The organism is Sphingobium sp. YR768, assembly GCF_900111125.1.
Taxonomy (GTDB): domain Bacteria; phylum Pseudomonadota; class Alphaproteobacteria; order Sphingomonadales; family Sphingomonadaceae; genus Sphingobium.
The window spans coordinates 25,691-43,470 of record NZ_FOGE01000003.1 but is presented as its reverse complement, the minus strand read 5'-3'; the positions used below and the strand labels follow the sequence as shown (position 1 = coordinate 43,470).

The 17,780-nt window shown below is 64.3% G+C and carries 18 protein-coding genes and 1 tRNA gene; 6 read left to right on the top strand and 13 right to left on the bottom strand.

Going from position 1 to position 17,780, the window contains the following annotated elements; all coding sequences use genetic code 11:
- Positions 1-232 precede the first annotated feature (232 nt).
- Together BMX92_RS04820 and BMX92_RS04815 are read right to left on the bottom strand one after the other, a co-directional pair.
- Positions 233-1,165 (bottom strand): hydrogen peroxide-inducible genes activator, encoded by a 933-nt coding sequence (locus tag BMX92_RS04820; protein WP_093012788.1) that lies wholly within the window; start codon positions 1,163-1,165, stop codon positions 233-235.
- 39 nt (positions 1,166-1,204) lie between these two features.
- Positions 1,205-1,978, bottom strand: coding sequence for a sulfite exporter TauE/SafE family protein (locus BMX92_RS04815; protein ID WP_093012785.1), 774 nt, complete (start codon positions 1,976-1,978; stop codon positions 1,205-1,207).
- Between the two features lie 171 nt (positions 1,979-2,149).
- Between BMX92_RS04815 and epsC the strand changes: the two genes are divergently transcribed.
- Both epsC and BMX92_RS04805 read left to right on the top strand, forming a co-directional pair.
- Entirely contained in the window at positions 2,150-2,866 is a 717-nt protein-coding gene (gene epsC / locus BMX92_RS04810; RefSeq protein ID WP_093012782.1) for a serine O-acetyltransferase EpsC, read from the top strand.
- The gene (locus BMX92_RS04805) at positions 2,866-3,204 is read left to right on the top strand and encodes a DUF2794 domain-containing protein (protein ID WP_093012779.1); all 339 of its coding nucleotides are present in this window, start codon (positions 2,866-2,868) and stop codon (positions 3,202-3,204) included. The genes epsC and BMX92_RS04805 overlap by 1 nt, the downstream gene beginning before the upstream one ends.
- Positions 3,205-3,218: 14 nt before the next feature.
- Here the strand turns inward: BMX92_RS04805 and BMX92_RS04800 are convergent, their stop codons facing one another.
- The 3 genes from BMX92_RS04800 to BMX92_RS04790 all read right to left on the bottom strand — a co-directional run bounded on the left by BMX92_RS04800 (position 3,219) and on the right by BMX92_RS04790 (position 7,371).
- A complete protein-coding gene (locus BMX92_RS04800) occupies positions 3,219-4,277 on the bottom strand; it encodes a hypothetical protein (protein WP_093012776.1) in 1,059 nt (352 codons plus the stop codon).
- 84 nt (positions 4,278-4,361) lie between these two features.
- On the bottom strand, positions 4,362-5,276 hold the full coding sequence (locus tag BMX92_RS04795; RefSeq protein WP_093012772.1) for an alpha/beta fold hydrolase: 915 nt from the start codon (positions 5,274-5,276) through the stop codon (positions 4,362-4,364).
- Between the two features lie 127 nt (positions 5,277-5,403).
- Positions 5,404-7,371 carry a hybrid sensor histidine kinase/response regulator gene (locus tag BMX92_RS04790; RefSeq protein WP_093013888.1) on the bottom strand — a complete coding sequence of 656 codons (1,968 nt, stop codon included), beginning with the start codon at positions 7,369-7,371 and terminating at the stop codon, positions 5,404-5,406.
- Positions 7,372-7,549: 178 nt separating this feature from the next.
- Between BMX92_RS04790 and BMX92_RS04785 the strand changes: the two genes are divergently transcribed.
- Entirely contained in the window at positions 7,550-8,458 is a 909-nt protein-coding gene (locus BMX92_RS04785) for a sugar kinase (protein WP_093012769.1), read from the top strand.
- Here the strand turns inward: BMX92_RS04785 and BMX92_RS04780 are convergent, their stop codons facing one another.
- The gene (locus BMX92_RS04780) at positions 8,459-9,601 is read right to left on the bottom strand and encodes a hypothetical protein (RefSeq protein ID WP_093013885.1); all 1,143 of its coding nucleotides are present in this window, start codon (positions 9,599-9,601) and stop codon (positions 8,459-8,461) included.
- A 123-nt stretch (positions 9,602-9,724) separates the two neighbouring features.
- Between BMX92_RS04780 and BMX92_RS04775 the strand changes: the two genes are divergently transcribed.
- The 3 genes from BMX92_RS04775 (at position 9,725) to BMX92_RS04765 (ending at position 11,288) form a co-directional block, all read left to right on the top strand.
- Positions 9,725-9,798: transfer RNA gene (locus BMX92_RS04775), tRNA-Gly, on the top strand.
- Between the two features lie 111 nt (positions 9,799-9,909).
- A complete protein-coding gene (locus tag BMX92_RS04770) occupies positions 9,910-10,782 on the top strand; it encodes a toxic anion resistance protein (RefSeq protein ID WP_218145736.1) in 873 nt (290 codons plus the stop codon).
- A gap of 149 nt (positions 10,783-10,931) precedes the next feature.
- Positions 10,932-11,288, top strand: coding sequence for a hypothetical protein (locus BMX92_RS04765; protein ID WP_256213280.1), 357 nt, complete (start codon positions 10,932-10,934; stop codon positions 11,286-11,288).
- Between the two features lie 46 nt (positions 11,289-11,334).
- On the opposite strand, the gene BMX92_RS04760 is transcribed toward BMX92_RS04765, so the two are convergent.
- The 7 genes from BMX92_RS04760 to BMX92_RS04730 are packed head-to-tail and all read right to left on the bottom strand — an operon-like array spanning position 11,335 to position 17,775.
- A complete protein-coding gene (locus BMX92_RS04760) occupies positions 11,335-12,126 on the bottom strand; it encodes an AIM24 family protein (RefSeq protein WP_093012763.1) in 792 nt (263 codons plus the stop codon).
- A 20-nt stretch (positions 12,127-12,146) separates the two neighbouring features.
- Positions 12,147-13,070, bottom strand: coding sequence for an HpcH/HpaI aldolase/citrate lyase family protein (locus tag BMX92_RS04755; RefSeq protein ID WP_093012760.1), 924 nt, complete (start codon positions 13,068-13,070; stop codon positions 12,147-12,149).
- On the bottom strand, positions 13,067-14,167 hold the full coding sequence (locus BMX92_RS04750) for a cysteine protease StiP domain-containing protein (RefSeq protein WP_093012757.1): 1,101 nt from the start codon (positions 14,165-14,167) through the stop codon (positions 13,067-13,069). The genes BMX92_RS04755 and BMX92_RS04750 overlap by 4 nt, the downstream gene beginning before the upstream one ends.
- The gene (locus BMX92_RS04745) at positions 14,157-14,903 is read right to left on the bottom strand and encodes a hypothetical protein (protein ID WP_256213279.1); all 747 of its coding nucleotides are present in this window, start codon (positions 14,901-14,903) and stop codon (positions 14,157-14,159) included. Before BMX92_RS04745 ends, BMX92_RS04750 begins: the two co-directional genes overlap by 11 nt.
- Positions 14,903-16,021: a phosphoribosyltransferase domain-containing protein gene (locus BMX92_RS04740; protein ID WP_093012754.1), complete on the bottom strand. Its 1,119-nt coding sequence runs from the start codon at positions 16,019-16,021 to the stop codon at positions 14,903-14,905. Before BMX92_RS04740 ends, BMX92_RS04745 begins: the two co-directional genes overlap by 1 nt.
- Positions 16,015-17,181, bottom strand: coding sequence for a trypsin-like peptidase domain-containing protein (locus BMX92_RS04735; RefSeq protein ID WP_093012751.1), 1,167 nt, complete (start codon positions 17,179-17,181; stop codon positions 16,015-16,017). Before BMX92_RS04735 ends, BMX92_RS04740 begins: the two co-directional genes overlap by 7 nt.
- Before the next feature lie 18 nt (positions 17,182-17,199).
- Positions 17,200-17,775, bottom strand: coding sequence for a TerD family protein (locus BMX92_RS04730; RefSeq protein WP_093012748.1), 576 nt, complete (start codon positions 17,773-17,775; stop codon positions 17,200-17,202).
- Positions 17,776-17,780: the final 5 nt, after the last annotated feature.

The window sequence follows — 17,780 nt, the reverse complement described above, 5'->3', positions numbered from 1 at the left end:
TCCTCCAAATCGGACCGTCCCCAATCCACCCTTGTCCGTCATTCTCGCGATCCGAAGGGCGGCCGCAGCCCAACGCGGCAACCCATCTCCTCATTTGTCAATAAAGGGGAAAGCCGAGAGATGGATCCCCGTCTGCGCGGGGATGACGGTTTGGAAAGGGGGCGTGTTCATTCTCTTTCCATCCATTCTGGCCATTAAAACCTCACCCAGAAGTAGCGAACCTCCCCATGTCTCACGCCGCCTCCGGCAACCGGCAATTTTGCGCCGCCGCTGCGTCGCGCAAAATTTCGGCCAGCATGTGGAATTCCTTCTCGCGCGGGCTGTTGCGGCGCCAGACCAGCGCGATATCGCGGGAGGAGCGCTCCGATTCCAGCGGTCGCGCGATGATCTTGGTATGCTCCAATATCCCGCCGGCGATCGCCATTTCCGGGATCATCGTCACGCCCAGCCCATTGTCGACCATCTGGATCAGCGTGTGCAGCGATGTGCCCATCATCGTCGCGCTGGCCCGCAACTCCGGACGGTTGCATGCCGCCAGCGCATGGTCCTTCAGGCAATGGCCGTCTTCCAGCAGCAGCAGCTTGCTCTCATCGATCATGCCCGGCTTGATCCATTCGGGCGGATTGCTCGGTTCGTCCTTGGGAAAGGCGACATAGAGCCGGTCCTGAAACAGGATTTCGCTTTCCATATCCCCCATCGGGAAGGGCAGGGCGAGTAGCACGCAATCGACATTGCCGTGGCGCAGCGACTCGATCGCCGCCTGGCTCGTCTCCTCACGCAGATAGAGTTTGAGTTCCGGCCGTTCGGCGCGCAGCCGGGGCAGCAATCGCGGCAGCAGGAAGGGAGCGATGGTCGGGATCACGCTCATGCGCAATTCGCCGGTCAGCGGCTTGCCGGAGGCTTCGGCGATGGCGGCCAGCTCTTCCGCTTCGCGCAGGACGCGGTGCGCCTTTTCGACGATCCGGTCGCCCAGCGCCGTAAAGCGCACCACGCGCCGGGTCCGTTCGACCAGCGTGACGCCGATCAAAGATTCCAGTTCGCGGATGCCCGCCGACAGGGTCGACTGGGTGACGAAGCAACTATCTGCCGCCTTGCCGAAATGGCCCTGTTCCTTCAGCGCCACCAGATATTGGAGCTGTTTGAGCGTCGGCAGGTAACTGGACATTTATCGGCTTCCTCGATCAGAAAGCCGAATATAAGCGGTTCAGCCGATATATCCAAGATATTTGGCGACTCCGAACAGCGATGTCAGCGTCAGGATGATGCCGACCGCCGTGAACAGCACCCGCGGCGCGACATGGCGGGCCAGCATGGCGCCGAAGGGGGCGGCGACGACACCGCCGACCAGCAGGCCCAGCGTGTAGGTGGTGAAGGTTTCCCAGCCCAGATGGAAGATGAAGGTCAGGCTGATCGCGGTGGTCAGGATGAATTCGACCGTATTGACCGTGCCGATCGTATGGCGCGGGCTGGACCCCTGAATCAGCAGGTTGGACGTTACGACCGGACCCCAGCCGCCGCCGCCTGACGCATCCATGAAGCCGCCGATCAGACCCAGCGGCGTTACCCATTTCGGGTCGCGCGGCTTGGGCGGCAGGTGGAATCCGCGCCAGATCAGATAGAGGCCGATCGAGGCAAGATAGACCTGAACGAAGGGCTTGATGAACGCGCCGTCGATGCTGGACAGGATATAGGCGCCGGTTACGCCGCCGATCACGCCGGGGATGATGAGTTTGGCAAATAGTTTCCAGTCTACATTGCGGTGCAGGATGTGACTGATCGCCGATACGCCGGTGGTGAATGTTTCGGCGACATGGACGCTGGCGGAGGCGCGGCTGGGCGGTACGCCGAGCGTCAGCAGCAGCGTGCTGGAAATCACGCCATAGGCCATGCCCAGTGCGCCATCGATGATCTGCGCCCCGAAACCGACCAGGATGAAAGGCCAGATGTCGTCAAAATTGGCGACGAAAGTGTCGATCATCCATTACCCCCTGGCGATATTGTCTACCTCCATGATTGGAATATATCCTTACGCCAAGCAAGTTTCTATTTATTGCCGCAAAGGCTGATTGGGGCAGCATCTGGAAATGATCGGCCGGTTCGCTTATATGCGTTGCTCATAAGATGTTGGGAAACGGTCAGGGACGACGGGATGGTGCGCAACCTCATTGCTTATCTGGATTCGGTGAAAGCCCGTGATCCTGCGCCGCGATCCCGCGCGGAAATTCTGCTTTATCCCGGCGTCTGGTCGCTGGCCTTCCACCGGGTGGCGCATCGGCTGTATCAGTCCGATCTGTTTTTTCTCGCCCGTGCGGTCAACCATATGTCGCGCTTCTTGACCGGGAATGACATTCATCCCGGCGCGAAGATCGGCAAGCGCTTCTTCATCGACCATGGCTTCACCGTGATCGGCGAGACGGCGGAGATTGGCGACGACGTCACCCTATATCAGAATGTGACGCTGGGCGGCACCGATCCGGCCAATGGCATCGCGGGCAAGCGGCACCCGACTTTGCATGACGGGGTGATCGTGGGTTCGGGCGCGCAGGTTCTGGGGCCGATTCAGGTCGGCCCGCGCGCGCGGGTCGGCGCCAATGCCGTCGTGACGAAGGATGTGGCCGAAGCGGCAACCATGGTTGGCATCCCCGCGCGGCCGATGCTGGTGGATGTCACCGCTTATCAGCGCGAATTCCTGCCCTACGGCACGCCGTGCAGCGATTGTTTCGATCCGGAAAAGCAGAAGCTGGAAATGCTCCAGTGCGAAGTCGAGCAGCTTCAGAAGCGACTCGCCGAACTAATGGCCGAACGGCAGACACCGGTTCTGCCGGGCGATGACGCGCCGCTGTTCAAGGAGCGCGGCCGGGCCTGATGACCAATGTGACGCCGTTTCCTGTCAATGGTGCGGGTCAGGTCGGGTTCGACCGGCTGGAATTGCAGCGGATCATGGACTTGTACGGCCGGATGGTGTCGGCCGGTCACTGGCGTGACTATGCGATGGACATGGGGCGGGAGGCAGCGATCTTCAGCGCCTTTCGCCGTAGTGCAGAACGTCCCGAATATCGCATCGAAAAACGCCCGGCGCTGCGTCATCGGCAGGGCATGTGGTCGCTGGTCGGTGAAAGCGGTCAGATACTCAAGCGTGGTCAGGAATTGCAGGGCGTACTGGCCCCGGTCGAACGGAAATTGCTGCGCATCGTCGAGGATTGAGCGAGTGCTGATGGTCAGACGGTCGCCCGGTCCAGATAGGGCAGGCGATCCGTCACCATCGGCGGCAGGCCATGGACGATTAGCGCGCGGGCATGGTGCCATAGCGCCGACAGCAGCAGCAGGGCGGAGCCGATCACCAGACTGGTCAGCGCCCAGGACAGTTCGACGGCGCCGGCCTGTTTGAACAGCGCGTAGAGCGCGAACAGCACATAGGCGAGGCTGGACACCAGCAGCGCCCGCCTGTCGATCGCCAGTGCCACCAGACCGAAGGCGACATAAAGCGCGATCACCAATATGGCGCGGCCCACGCTGATCTCGTCCCCGTTCAGCACGCCGAGCAGGTGGAACAGCGCATGGGCGATCATCGGCGCGGCGGCCAGATGGAGCCAGAAGGCGACATCGGACCGGCGCGTGGTCCGGCTACGATCGCTCATGTCCCACCACATGGCGAGGGCGAAGATCGCCAGCCCCGATACCAGCAGGAGCAGGAAGGGCAGGGCTTTGCTATCCGGGGTAGCCGCCATGATGAGGCCGGCGATCACCCCGGCGGCGGCTGCGGACCCGGCTGCCACGGTGATCGGCACGTGGAAGCGGCGCCAGTGGGCGAAGGCGGCCAGGCCGCTCATCGCCGCGACGGCTGCGAAGATCAGCGACGCCAGACTGTCGCCGGCATGGGGGAAGATGCGGATCGCCAGCGCGAACAGCGCAAAGCCGGTGCCGCCCACGAAACCCGCCAGCAGCAGGATTGACGGGAGGGCCATGCGGCGTCGACGGGTGAAATATTCGGCCAGACCCCAACTGGCCGCCGCGACCAGCAGGCCCGACATGAAGGCCGGTTCATGCGGGGAAGCACCCAAACGGACGCTGTTGCCGAGCCAGCCGACCGCGACCAGCAGGATGATGCTGGCGATGGCGACGAAGATGTCATTGAAGCCGGTGAGCAGTCGAAAATGTTCTTCATCCACGACCGGACTGGCGCGCAATTGCGCCACATGATCGCGCAACGCCTGTGCGGCCGTGGCGGGAATGACGCCTGCTGTCACCGCATCCTGAAGATCGCTCTCGCTATACATCGGTCCTGCTCCCGGAACTGTCCAGGATCGCAGAATAGCACCACTGTATTATATTATCAATACAGTGGTGCGCTGGTGCCGCGCTTAGCGGGCGGCGCGATCCGCCACGCTGCTTTCTTCCTGAAGAAAACCGCGCACTTCGGTGATGAAATGGTCGAACTGGTCATGGTGCAGCCAGTGGCCGGCATTGCCGAACTCGACCAGTCGTGCATTCTGGAAATGACGGATGCGCCCGTCCCGGACCGGGTTGGACGCCCAGCTATCCTTGCCGAGGCAGAGGAGGGTGGGGCTGCTGATCTGCGACCAGAAGGCGGGGAGGTCACTGTCGGTGCCGGCCTGCGGCGTCTGGGCATTCAGATAGGGATCGAATTTCCAGCCATAGCTGCCATCTTCATTGCGGTTGACGCCGTGGGCGGTCAGATGCAGCGCCTGTTCCACCGACAGATGTTCATTGCGTTCCCGCATGCGGCCAACGGCGGCTTCGATCGTGGGGTAGCGGCGCGGCGTGCGCCCGGCGCTGGCGCGCCGTCCCGCAATCCACTGGCGCCAGACGTCGGTCGTCTCCTGCTCGGCTTGCTGCCGGACACGTTCGGGCGACAGGCCGAGGCCTTCGATCGCGACGATCCGGCGCAGCTTTTCGGGGAAGAGGCCGGCATAGCGAAGGCTGATCGCCCCGCCGAGCGAGTGGCCCACGATCGTCACCGGCGCCCGGTCCAGCAGGTCGACAAGCTGGGCCAGATCATAGACGAAATTGCTCATCATATAGGAGCCGTCGGGCGACCAGGCGCTGTCGCCATGGCCGCGCAGATCGGGTGCGATCACATGATAGTCGCGCGCCAGCGCCCGCGCCGTCCAGTCCCAGCTGCGCGCATGGTCGAACCCGCCATGCAGCAGGATCAGCGTGGGCGCAGATGGATTGCCCCAGTCGAGATAATGAAGCCGCGTGCGCAACGACGTGAAGAAATGCGACGTGGGCGTAGGCACGGTCGGAATATCCATGCGATCCTGCAAGCTAGAGACGAAAGTCGATGACCTCCCCTTTGGCGATGTCTGTCGCCCTTGCAAGCAAGGAGCGATGAAAATCCTATATTTATAATTATTTCAATCGCACAGTTCGAAAATGAATTCAACGCTGGGGAAGTATATCGCCGGTTGTTTCTGCTGCCGTGCGGCTCGACAGGCTGTGATTGACCGAGGCAACCGCCCTTGCGAGGTCGGCCTGCCGGAACGGTTTGTCGAGCCGCAACCGGCCGGAAACATGCGGCGGCAGTTCGGCAAAGCCGGTGATGATGATGACCGGCAGGCCAGGACGCAATTGTTCGATCGAATCGGCCAGTTGCGCACCGGTCATGCCCGGCATGGCATGGTCCGTCACCACCAGATCAACCGTGCCGCGTTCCAGCATGTGCAGCGCTTCCTGCGCCGAGGACGCCTGAAACACGGTGTGCCCCAGTTCTTCCAGCATGCCCGCCGTGTTCATCAGCACCAGATCGTCGTCATCGACCGCCAATATCACCAGCGGCGCGTGTTCGCCGATCATCTCTTCGATCGGCTGGGCGGGGGCGGTCCAGTCATCATCGCCCTGCGTGACCGGCAGCCATAAGGATACGGTGGTGCCATGGCCGGGTTGGCTGGAGATGGTCAGCGATCCGCCGCATTGCTGGGCAAAGCCATGGACCATCGACAGGCCCAGCCCGGTGCCCTTGCCGACGCCCTTGGTCGTGAAAAAGGGTTCGCGCGCCCGCTCGATCGTGGCGGCGTCCATGCCTTCGCCATTGTCGATCACGGACAGGCGGACATAGCTGCCTTCGGTGAGATCGGGCCGTTCGCCTGAGGCCACGGCGATTTCGCTGGCGTCGATCACGATCTTCCCGCCACCCGGCATGGCGTCGCGCGCATTCACCGCCAGATTGAGCAGGGCCAGTTCCAGTTGCGCCGGATCGGCATGGGCCGTGCGCAGCGTCAGGGGGAAATGGGTTTCGATGCTGGCCGTCGTGCCCAGCGTGGTGCGCAGCAATTCGGCCATGCCCTGCACCAGCGCGATGCAGTCGACGCCCTGCAACTTCAATTCCTGCTTGCGGGCAAAGGCCAGCATCCGCTGGGTCAGGGTCGCGCCGCGCTCGGCAGCGGTCATCGCATTGTCCAGATAGCGCGAAATGTCGCCGCCATGGGCCAGTCGCTGCCGCGCCAGATCCAGACTGCCGACGATCACCGCGAGCAGATTGTTGAAGTCATGCGCGACGCCGCCGGTCAGCTTGCCGATCGCTTCCATCTTCTGCGTTTGAACGATGGCATCGCGCGCTTCGTCCAGCGCCTTTTGCGTTTCGCGCCGCTCGGTCAGGTCGCGGGTGATCTTGGCAAAGCCCAGCAGTCGCCCGTGCGGATCGCGGATAGGATCGATCACGACATTGGCCCAGAAGCGCGACCCGTCCTTGCGGATGCGCCAGCCTTCCGCCTCGAACCGGCCTTCGCGTTCGGCGGTGTGCAGCGCGCGGGACGGCAGGCCGGCCAGCCGGTCTTCCTCGCTGTAGAAGCGGGAGAAATTCTGGCCCATTATCTCTTCGGCGCGATAGCCCTTGGCGCGTTCCGCACCGGGGTTCCAACTCGTCACCGTGCCGACCGGATCGAGCATATAGATGGCATAATCGGTGACGCTCTGCACCAGCAGGCGAAACCGTTCCTCGCTTTCCCGCAGAGCTTCCTGCGCGGCGCGCCGCTCGGTCAGGTCGCGCGTGACCTTGGCAAAGCCCAGCAGATGCCCGGCCGGATCGCGAATGGGATCGATGACGACATTGGCCCAGAATTGCGAACCGTCCTTGCGAACGCGCCAGCCTTCCGCTTCGAACCGGCCGTCATGGTCCGCCGTGTACAGCGCCAGCGCGGGAATGCCGCTGGCCTGATCCTCCGGCATGTAGAAGCGGGAAAAATGCTGGCCGATAATCTCGTCCGCCTCATAGCCCTTGAAGCGGCGCGCGCCCGCGTTCCAACTGATGACGACGCCACCCGGATCGAGCATGAAGATGGCATAGTCGGTCACGCTCTGCACAAGCAGTTCGAAACGGTTGCCGGCCTGTTCAAGAGAGGCAGTGATCATGGAGTCCCCGGTTGCGCCGCCCTTACGGCGTCCTTTGCCTTCGGCAAAACACGGTATGGCAACGAACGTTCCACGATAGGCCCTGTTGACGACATTTCCAGCCCCTGTCGTGGCGGTCAGGGTCTTGACTTGAATCGCCCGGCTGCCCACCACGACGCCAGACTTAGGACAGGATGGCATGGTGGAAAAGGCGACGATCACGGTCATTGGGGAAGCGATGCTGGAATTGAGCCGTGGCGAAGGCGACGGCTGGAACCTGCGTTATGGCGGTGACGTCATCAATACGGCGGTCCATCTGGCGCGTTCGGGGGATCATGTGCGCCTGGCCAGTGCGCTGGGCGCCGACCCGATGAGCGCGCAGTTGCGCAGCCAGTGGGAAGCGGAAGGCGTCGACACCAGTCTGTTGATCGCGGCGCAGGGACAGCTTCCGGGCCTCTATGCGATCGAAACCGATGCGACCGGAGAACGCAGCTTCCATTATTGGCGCAGCGAAGCGGCCGCGCGGCGCATGTTCGATCTGCCCGAAAGCGCGGCCATGGTCGCGCAGGCGGCGCAATCGGACCTGCTCTATTTCTCGCTGATCACGCTTGCCATCCTGCCTGATGCGGGGCGGGAGGCCTTGCTGACACTGGCGAGGAAGGTGAAGGAACGGGGCGGCAAGGTCGCTTTCGACGGCAATTATCGGCCCCGCCTGTGGAGCGATGCGGCCACGGCCTGTCACTGGCGCGACCGGGCCATTGCCTTGTGCGACATCGGCCTGCCGACGCTGGCGGATGAAGTCGAGATGGGCGAGGCGGATGACGTGGCAGATGCGGCGGCGCGCTGGGGCGCGGGCGAGGGCCGGGAGATCGTGGTGAAGCTGGGCGGCGACGGCTGCATGGTCGAGGGCGTGGTCGTGCCGATCCCGCAGAAGTTGACCGTGATCGATTCGAGCGGTGCGGGGGATGCCTTCAACGGCGGTTATCTCCATGCCCGGTTGGCAGGGGCTAGCGTGGCGGATGCCGCACTGGCCGGCCACCGGCTTGCCGGTTGGAATATCGGCCGGCGCGGCGCTATCCCCGCGAAGGATGCCGACGCGCCTTATTGATCAGGCCGGTTGCGGGACCGTTGCTGCGGTCGCGCGGTTCAGATCCCGCTTCAAGGTGCGAATCTGACGTTCCAGTTGGCGCTGTTTCAGCACATTGGCATGGATATGGGCGGCCAGCATCCGTTCCTGCGCGAGGAAGGGCTCGGCCGCCATGCGCACGCGGCGGGCGGCGTTGCTTTGCGGCGCAACGGCGAGTGCCTGATCCAGATGGTGCGGCAACAGATAGCGCGTCAGCCATGCATCCGACGTGGAATGGGCGAAGGCGACACCGGTCGCATAATTGTCCATGATGTCGGCCGCCAGCGATGCGGCGGACAAGCGGCGCTCCTGACAGCGACCGGTGAAATTGAACCGGGCCGCTGCATCGCGGTTGCCTTCGTGCAGATAGCCCGGCCCGCCGAAATGATCATAGACATAGACGGGCGTGCGGCTGGCGAGGGCATAGGGAATGCTCTTGCCGATGGAGATCACCAGATCCGCCTGTGCGATCATCGCCGGTGTCACCAGTTCCTCTTTGTCACCGCTGCGGCCGATATGCTGAACGCTGCATGCCTGTCGCAACAGATCAAGCGCGCCCATCAGATCGGGGTCACGATGGCTGCTGATGGTCAGGATGCGGGCAGGGCGGGTCGGCAGCGCGCGAGCAGGCGCGAAGAAGGCGGCGGGGGCGGCATTGTGGAAGCAGTGGATCGGTCCGGTCTGGCCGATTTCCTGCAAATGGCCCGCCGTCATCTCCGAATTGGCGAGTATCATGTCGGCCAGCAGCCGGTCATGCAGCCAGCCGCCGCTTTCCATATAGGATTTGCGTGACAGGCGACCGAGCAGGATCAGCGTCGCTTCCCGGTCATCCTGCGAAGGCGCATAGTCGAACAGACCCAGAAGCTGATGCTGGGCATAGACGACATCGAAGGCGAAGGGGTGGATCAGCGCCGGGTCGGTGATGATATGGCCCCCGGCATCGGCGATCAGCGAGGACATGGGCGGTTCGGCGATGCTGGCATAGACGGTCACGGCATAGCCCGACCGGTGAAGATGATCGGTCATTTCCAGCGCGACCACTTCCGATCCGGCGATATTCTTCAGGTGGTTGGTCGCGACGAGGGCACGCCGCACGGGCGCGTTGGGAGCGGGGGCGATGGTCATGATCGCCGGCTGATCCGTGATCAGGCGGGGCGGGTCAATCCTTGAAAAATGGGGAGCAGTCTTCATCGACCTGTAAGGGGCCGTTGACCCGTTCGGGTCGCTATGCCATGGACGCTCCACGATGCGGGTGTAGCTCAATGGTAGAGCAGCAGCTTCCCAAGCTGACGACGGGGGTTCGATTCCCCTCACCCGCTCCAACTCCCGGAAATAGCGTTTAGATAGTGGACCGACCATGACTGGTCTGCGTCCCGGCTTGAGTTGCGCCCGCCATTTTCGCTAAGAAGCAGGCATCGGATCTGATCGGGGTTGTGGAATTTGTGAGCGGAGCGGCGAAGCAACAGGATGTCAGGCCGGCCGCGCGACAGCTTTTGCGGCAATGGTTGGGATCAAGCGAGGCCGAGGCCCTGTCTTCGGTGGATGCTCTGGGACGCAGTGCCATCCGCGCCGCTGCGCAGGCCGCCGAGCGGTTGGACAGGGGAACCGCCATGGCGGCGTCGGCCGATGGCGTGCTGCATGAATTGCAGAAACTGGCCGAGGCCTATGCGCCGTCCGAACCGCCGCGCAGGCGCCTGCGGCTTTTTCCCCGGGCGCAGGCGGAGCGTCCCGTCCGGCCCGATCTCAATGCCCTGGTCGCAAAGCTCGAACGTGAGCGGGACAATGTCGCGCATGGCCTGATCACCATCGACACGGATCGGTCCAGATTGCAGGATAGCGAGGCCGGTCTGGAGGAGGCCATCCAGTTGATCCGCGCCTGCGCGGTTGCGATCGAGGCAGCGGCACGGGAACTGGCGGGGGATCGACCGGAGCGGGCCGGGTTTCTGCGCGATGGCATTGCCCCTCGATTGCTGGCGCGGGAACAGGATGTGCTGACCCAGTTGGCGGTGACGCGGCAGGGCGTGCTGGCGCTTCAACTGGTGTCGGACGGGCAGCGGGCTCTGGGGCAGGCGATCGATCGGGCGCGTGAAACCAGCGTGGCTGCATTGCGGACCGCCATGGCGGCAAGGCAGGCCGTCGATGGCAGTCGCGACCTGTTGCAACAGGCCGATGCGCTGGATCGCACGATGGACGCGGCGCGCGGGACGGGGGCGGCTGACCGGGACGTCGATCGGGCGGTGGCCGATGCGGTCGATCAGGTGCGCCGGGCCATCGATGCGGCAAATCTATCCGCGCGGCCCCTCTAGCGTTGCGCATTCCCCTCGCCTAGGATGGCTGTGTGGCTGGTTTTCTGGACAAATTGACGGGTTGGATGGGGGGAAGGGCCGCGCCCGTGCCCCCTGCACGGGTAGAGCAAGAGCCCGCAGCCCCCAGCATAGCGTCGGATGATCCGCGCTTGCCCGATGCGTCGCGTACGCTGGTGGCGCGGATGCTGTCGCTGATCGCCGATATCGAGGCACGGACGCAGGATGACGGGCTGATGGTGTCCGCCCTGACGGAGGTACGCCAGATGCGTGACAGCCATTTGCCGCGCCTGATCGCCAGCTATGCCGATATTCCGGCGTCGCACCGGGCGGAAATTTTCCGCCAGACGGGGCGCTCGGCCAGCTATAATCTCAATCAGGGGTTCGAAAAGATGATCGCCCGGCTGGAGACTCTGTCGCACTCGCTGGCGCAGGAGGATCTGGACAGTTTCGCCGACAATCTGCGCTTCATCGACCACCGCTATGGCGAGGATGATCCGCTGCGCTGATAGTTTGTTTGGAAATGCGCGAAAGAGCGCATTTCCAAACAAACCCTCAACCCAGCCGGACCGTCGGCGTCAGCCACACCGTCCCACGTCCCCGGAACATATAGACCAGCCCTTCGCCGCTGCGCATCGCATTGCGCAGGCCGCGCACCAATGGCCGCAATTCCACCTGAAGCCCGGCCGAAAACATCAGCATCAGGTCACCATCGACGATCAGTTCCTTCTGACCGTCCAGTTCGACCACTTCGATCTCTTCGACCGGCACCGGTGCTTCGACCACGAAGGCGCCCCGACCGGTCAGCTTGGGCTGCATCAGGCCGTTGCCCGATAATATGCCCTGCACCGACCGGTGGATATGCGTCGACAGTTCGATATTGGCGTCGCAGGCGTAGAAGGCGCCATCGTCTAGGATCAGCGAATCATCTGGGCCTTCCATGGAGGCAAGGATGAAATATTTGGTCGTGGCTTCGGTCCAGACCTCGCCCCATCCCGAATAGCGCGTGGCAAAGGCGCTTTCGCCGGTCCCGGCGGAGGTGATCGCGCGCTTCAGGAAGCCACCGGCGCCGGCATTCTTCTGCACCTCGACCTGTAGCTTGCCATGGGCATATTGCAGCGCGCCCGGTTCCAGCAGGGCTGCGCCGCCATCCAGCATGATGCGCACCTGCCGCGCGGTCACGCCATGCGGGGCATGAAGATGGATGGTGGCCGCCGTGCCGTTCGGTGTCGCATTGGGGACATGCACCGGCCCGCCCAATATGTGGCTCTTGCGCGCAAATTCATAGAGTTCGAAGCGAACCCCGGCGCTGGCCTGCTCATCGATCTTGCTGCGATAGGCGCTCATCCCTGCCTCCTCTCTCTGGATCAAGCCCGCAGGGCGCGCGGATCGGCTATGCCGAATAGCGACGCACGTTGCAGCAGACGTTCGGCCCAGCCGCGATGAGTGGCCGGTTCGCACATCACGCCGTCGCGGCCGAACACGGCCGGGCTGCCCTCCGCCAGAACCAGTCGCGCTTCCTCTTCCTCGTCTGCCGGGACGGCCAGAGCATTCTGGATCACGGCGATCTGGGCGGGGTGGATGGCGGTCTTGGTCAGCAGCCCATGTTCGATATCGCGCAGCACCTCTTCGCGCAGCAGCGCCGCGTCGGCATAGCGTTCCAGCACGGGTGCGCTCAAGGCAAAGCCCCATGGCGCGAAGCCGGCCACCAACTGGCCGATCAGGCCGCCTAGCGGCCCCTCATAAGCGGTGCGATTGGCCGGGCGGCGCAGGCCCATCGCCTGCAACAGGTCGTTGCCGCCGATCCGCAGCACCAATATGCGGTCCTGCACCGCCAGCAACTGATCGCGAAAGCGGCGCATTTCCTGCGGATCACAGGCTTCGCGCGTCTCCAGCGTCGGCATCAGCCGGTGCCGGTCGTGCAACGGCAAGGACAGATAGGCCGGCATCGTGTCCGCATGCGCCTTTGGCACGACGAAGCCGTCGATATGCTCGATCCCCGGCATGCACAATATATGTTCCAGCATCGCGGCCGACCGTGGCCGGATGAACAGCAGCGGGTCGGTGGGCGCCGCCTCCCGCGTGACGAGCGCCCGCAGGAAGGTCGCCAGATGGGTGAGGGCGGTGGGCAGGTCTTCCTCCCGCACCGAATCTTCCAGACACAGGACGGCCGATCGCAACCCTGCCGGGCGACGCGGGCCGAGCACTGCCGTAAACAGGTCGCCGCGCATGCAGGGAATGTAGAGCGTTGCCCCCAGAGCAACGGGGGAAATCGGTGTCGTGACGGTCATCTGTCATTCCCCAGGCTGCGGATGATGGCGACGGCGCGATAATGGGAGTCGGCGCCCAATGGTTCGATCGGGATGCCGTGACCGGCCGCAAGGTGCAGCAGATGCGCGACATCCGCATCCTCGCGGTCGCGGACCAGCAGGCGTTCGGGCATGCGGCGCAGCAGCGCGCGGGTGGCTTCGGCAATACCGGGCTTGATCCGGTTGCGATCGCGCGATCCGGTCCCGGCCAGCAGCGCTTCCACCATCGTTTCGCAGGCCTGCCCCAGAATCGCACGGCGCGCGGTATGACCGGCTATTGACCGGGGCGTGGCGGCGGCCGCCAGCGGGGCAATCGCGGCGATAAAGGCATGGGACATGTCCGCATGCGCATAATGCGGGTAGGTGACGCAGGCATGAAAATCGCCGGGGCCGACGACGTCCGTGTTCAGGATGGAACGGCTGACGAGGCCCGACACGATACCGTTCAACAGGCCGGACGCGATCAGATAGTCATCGTCGCTCGCGGCGATATCGGCTTGCCCCGCCGGGTCGGCGATGACTGCCAGTTCCGGCGCAAAGCCATGGGGGCAGGCGGCCAGCGACCGGCGCAATTCCTGGGCGATGGCGCCCTTGCCGGTCCAGCCGTCGATGAAGATCGCATCGCGGGGATCGTGCCGGTCGGCGATATGCGCCAGCGCCACCGGATCGATCCCGCGATCGCGGATGATGCTGATCGAATAATGGCTGGCGCGATGCCCCCATGCGCGCAGCGTCCGCGCCAGCAGCACGCCGATCGGCGTGCCCGCCCTTGCAAGCGACACCAGAACGATCTCCCGGCCGGGCCTGCGCTCGACAAGCCCGGCGGCAAGGCTGGCGACATCCTGCGCCAGCCGGGCGCCATTGCGGGCCAGCGCGGCATGATAGAGGCCGAGATAGCGATCGTCGGGGATGGATTCCGGCGCGATCATTTCGGAATAATGGCGACGTCCCGACTGGATCGCGGCTTCCTTCGCCGCGACATCGGTGGCCGCCATCGATACCGGTTTCAGCAGGAAGGTCACGTCCTGCGGATCATAGCTGCCGGAAAAGACGGGGCTGGCGTCGGCATCAATGCGCATGGAACATGGCTCCCGCCAGTTGGGAGCGCGGCGGCATCATCGCATAGTCGCACAGGCTCATGAACGGCGCATCGGTCAGGCTGTCGCCTATGCCGATGACCGGCGCATCGGGATATTGCGCGCGCAGGGCGGGCAATATGTGGGCGACTGCATGTTCCTTGCCCAGATAGGGCGGCATCAGCGCGACATTATTGCCGTTACGGTGATCGGTCCAGCCGGGTGGCAGCGCGGGCACGGCAGCGTCCACCACGGCGAACAGCGCCGCATGATCGGCATCGGCATGTTTGGCCAGCGTGTAGAGAGGCAGGTCGCCCTCCATCAGCACACGCGCGCGGATGGCGATGCTGCGGGCCTGTGCCTCCATGGCGATGGCGTCGGACAGGGCGGCCAGTTCGGTCGCGTGGCGGGCTGCCTTTTCGGCGATGATCGCTGCCCATATTATGTCTACTTCGCTGTTTTCATCCAGCACGACACCGCCATGGGCACAGACTGCCGCCTTGAAGGGAATATGCGCCCGCCGCAAAGCATCCAGACTCCGGGCGGTGACGGGGACCATATGGCTCGTCTCCGCCAGCCACTGGATGAACTGCATCTGGCGCGGGGTCGCATAGCTGAGTGGGGCGCCGTCGGCCGCAAAGCCCAGCGGGGTCAGCCGGTCATGCGGCACATCCGCCGGGCATTTGCGCAGCGTCTGGAACAGGGTGTCGTCCAGATCGACCAGGGTGATGGCGCGCATCAGGCGTTCCACCCGATCAGGTCTGCGTCCAGCGCCCGGACCAGCGCCGGATCTACCGTGCCGGTGCCGGTTTCATGGGCGATCCATGTGGTGCGCTGGTCGGCCGGATCGGCATTGTAGAGATAGTTGGGGACGCCGGTGTCATAGTTATCGGCGAAGCAGAACTTGGCCTTCATCGCGGCGGCGAGGCGCGCGGGGCTGCGACTGGTCGCCTGTACCACCACATCATGGCCTTCCTGCGCCATTTTCTCGGCAAGGCGGAAGGGGAGGTAGGTGAACTCGCCGGTGCCCACGATGCGCAGCGGGCCTTCGACCGGCGGCAGCGGGGTGATCGGGGGCAGGGCGATCGGCGCATCCAGCCCCAGCCTGCCGAAATTGCGGTGGGTGCGCAGGCGACCGAGAGAGGCAGCGGCGACATCGAAGGCGGCGTTTGCGGTGGCGACCTCGCCCTGCGTCCATTCCATACGGCCGGAAAGCAAGGCTGCGATCTGCGTCGGGCGGGGCATGCGGGTCGGCCAGTCCTTGCCGACCGACCAGTTGGTCAGCGTGGCCACCACGATCGCCTCGACCGCCGGCCATGCCTCGACAAAGGCGGTTGCCAGATTGCACAGGGTCGTGCCGGTCGACACTTCATCGTCCACGATCACCAGCGACCGGGGGTCTTTCGGGCTGAGCACTGGAAGGTCCGGGCGATAGACGAGATGGGCCGAAGCATGGCTGTGCGGCTCCTCGAACCGGCAGAGCAGGGGATGGTCGATCTGCTGGCGGGTCGAGTGGATGAAGTAAATGTCGTCGCGGCCGGTCGCCAGACGCAGTTCCTCATGGATCGTCTGGCCCAGACACACGGCGGTTTCGGCGAGGCCGATGACCATGACCGGTCCGGGCAGGTCGGCGGGAATGCGTGCCGCCAGATCATGAACGCTGCGGCGCATGACCTGCGGCGCGGCCGGGATATGTCGCCCCAGCACGCGCGACACGACCAGAAAGCCGCGCCGGGGGTTCTCGCGCGCGGCGAAATCGCACAGCGCGTCGAGCGGCCAGACGGCTTCCTCCACCTCTATGTCGAGTTGGCCGGTCGGCAGGGTGATGGACCGGGCGGTTTCGGACCGGGTCAGCATGTGCAGCTAATCCGGGCGATCGTGTCGCGTGCCTGCCGGACCACGGCGGCCCGGCCGATGATTGCCTGATCGGGACGGGCAAAGGGCGGTTCTATGCCGAAGGAGTCGAGGAAACTCAGGATGATGGCCCCTTTTATGCCGAAGTTGATATTTTCCGCGCTGGCGCCCGACTGGCGGATGCGATCGAGGTTCAGTGATGAGCTAACGAGTCCGACCAGATGACCCGCCATGTCCAATATCGGTCCGCCGCTATTGCCGCTGGCGATCGGCGCGGTGAACTGGAAGACCGTGCTGTCATTGCCGATGCCGCACAGCGCCGCGATATTGCCGGCGCTGGCCTGTGGCCCGGTGCCCAGCAGACCTTGTAACGGAAAGCCCAGTGCGACGATATCCTCGCCCAGATGCAGGCCGACCTGCGACCGGAACTGCGCCGTGGCGGGCAAGGGCGCCTCGACCCGCAGCAAAGCGAGGTCGTTGCGTGGATCGGCGAACACGGTCACGGCGTCGATCGGCCGACCGGCGGCATGGACGGTGACGATACGGGCGTCCTCCACGACATGCGCGTTGGTCAGGATATGGTGGCGATCGATCGCCACCCCGCTGCCCGAAGAGGTGCCGCCGCGTGGGCGATCATGGCCGCCATGGTCCACCTCCCGATCGGGCGGACGAAGCCGGGGGATCAGGCGCTGGACCCAGCCATGGTCGATGCCATGCGCGCCGGCGATGGCGCCCAGCCCCATGGCGAAGCCCTGCCCATTGGCGGCCATGCGCCATGCCCCCTGATGGCGATAGCATTCGATCAGAATCACCGCCGCGTCGGGGCGGTCATGCAGGTCCACGCCAAAGCGCAGGTCGCCGGTTTCGACCGTCAGCCGCCGTGCGATCGGCTGAGTCTCGCGATCGAAGGCGATCAGTTGCAGCCGGTCCACTTCCGCCGGTACGGCGTCGAGGGAGAGGGACAGCCTATCGCTATCCTCGAACCGCGCCGCCGGGCGCATTTCGCGGGTGACACTGTCGAGCGGTGGGAAGGCAGGAGAGGCCTTGCGGTCCGTCCCCAGTGCGATCAGCGCCAGCGCGAGGTTATGGCTGCCACCGCCGGCGAACGCGAAGAGGCGCTCGCCGGAGATTGGCGTCCGTTCGCCCGCGACCAGGTCACGCATAGGCGCGCGCGGAACAGGTCAGACGTTGACGCCGAAGGAAGAGGCCAGCGGTCCCAGACCACCGGCAAAGCCCTGACCGATCGCCTTGAACTTCCATTCGCCATTGTGACGATACAGGTCGCCGAAGATCATCGCGGTTTCGGTCGAAGCGTCTTCCGACAGGTCGTAACGGGCGATTTCCGCGCCGCCATCGGCGTTCAGCACGCGGATGAAAGCGTTGGACACCATGCCGAAATTCTGGCGACGGCCATCGGCTTCGTGAATGGTGACGGCGAAGCTGAGCTTGGTCACATCGGCCGGCACCTGATCGAGCGAGACGGCCACGACTTCATCGTCGCCGCTGCCTTCGCCGGTCAGATTGTCACCCTGATGCACGACCGATCCGTTGCCGCCATTTTTGTTGTTGTAGAAGACGAAGTCGGCGTCCGAGCGCACCTTGCCGCCGTCATTCAACAGGAACACGCTGGCGTCGAGGTCGAACGCGCTGCCATCGGTGACGCGGGTGTCCCAGCCCAGACCGACATGCACGGCCTTCAGGCCCGGCGCTTCCTTGCTGAGGCTGACATTGCCGCCCTTGGAAAGCGAAACTGCCATAACTA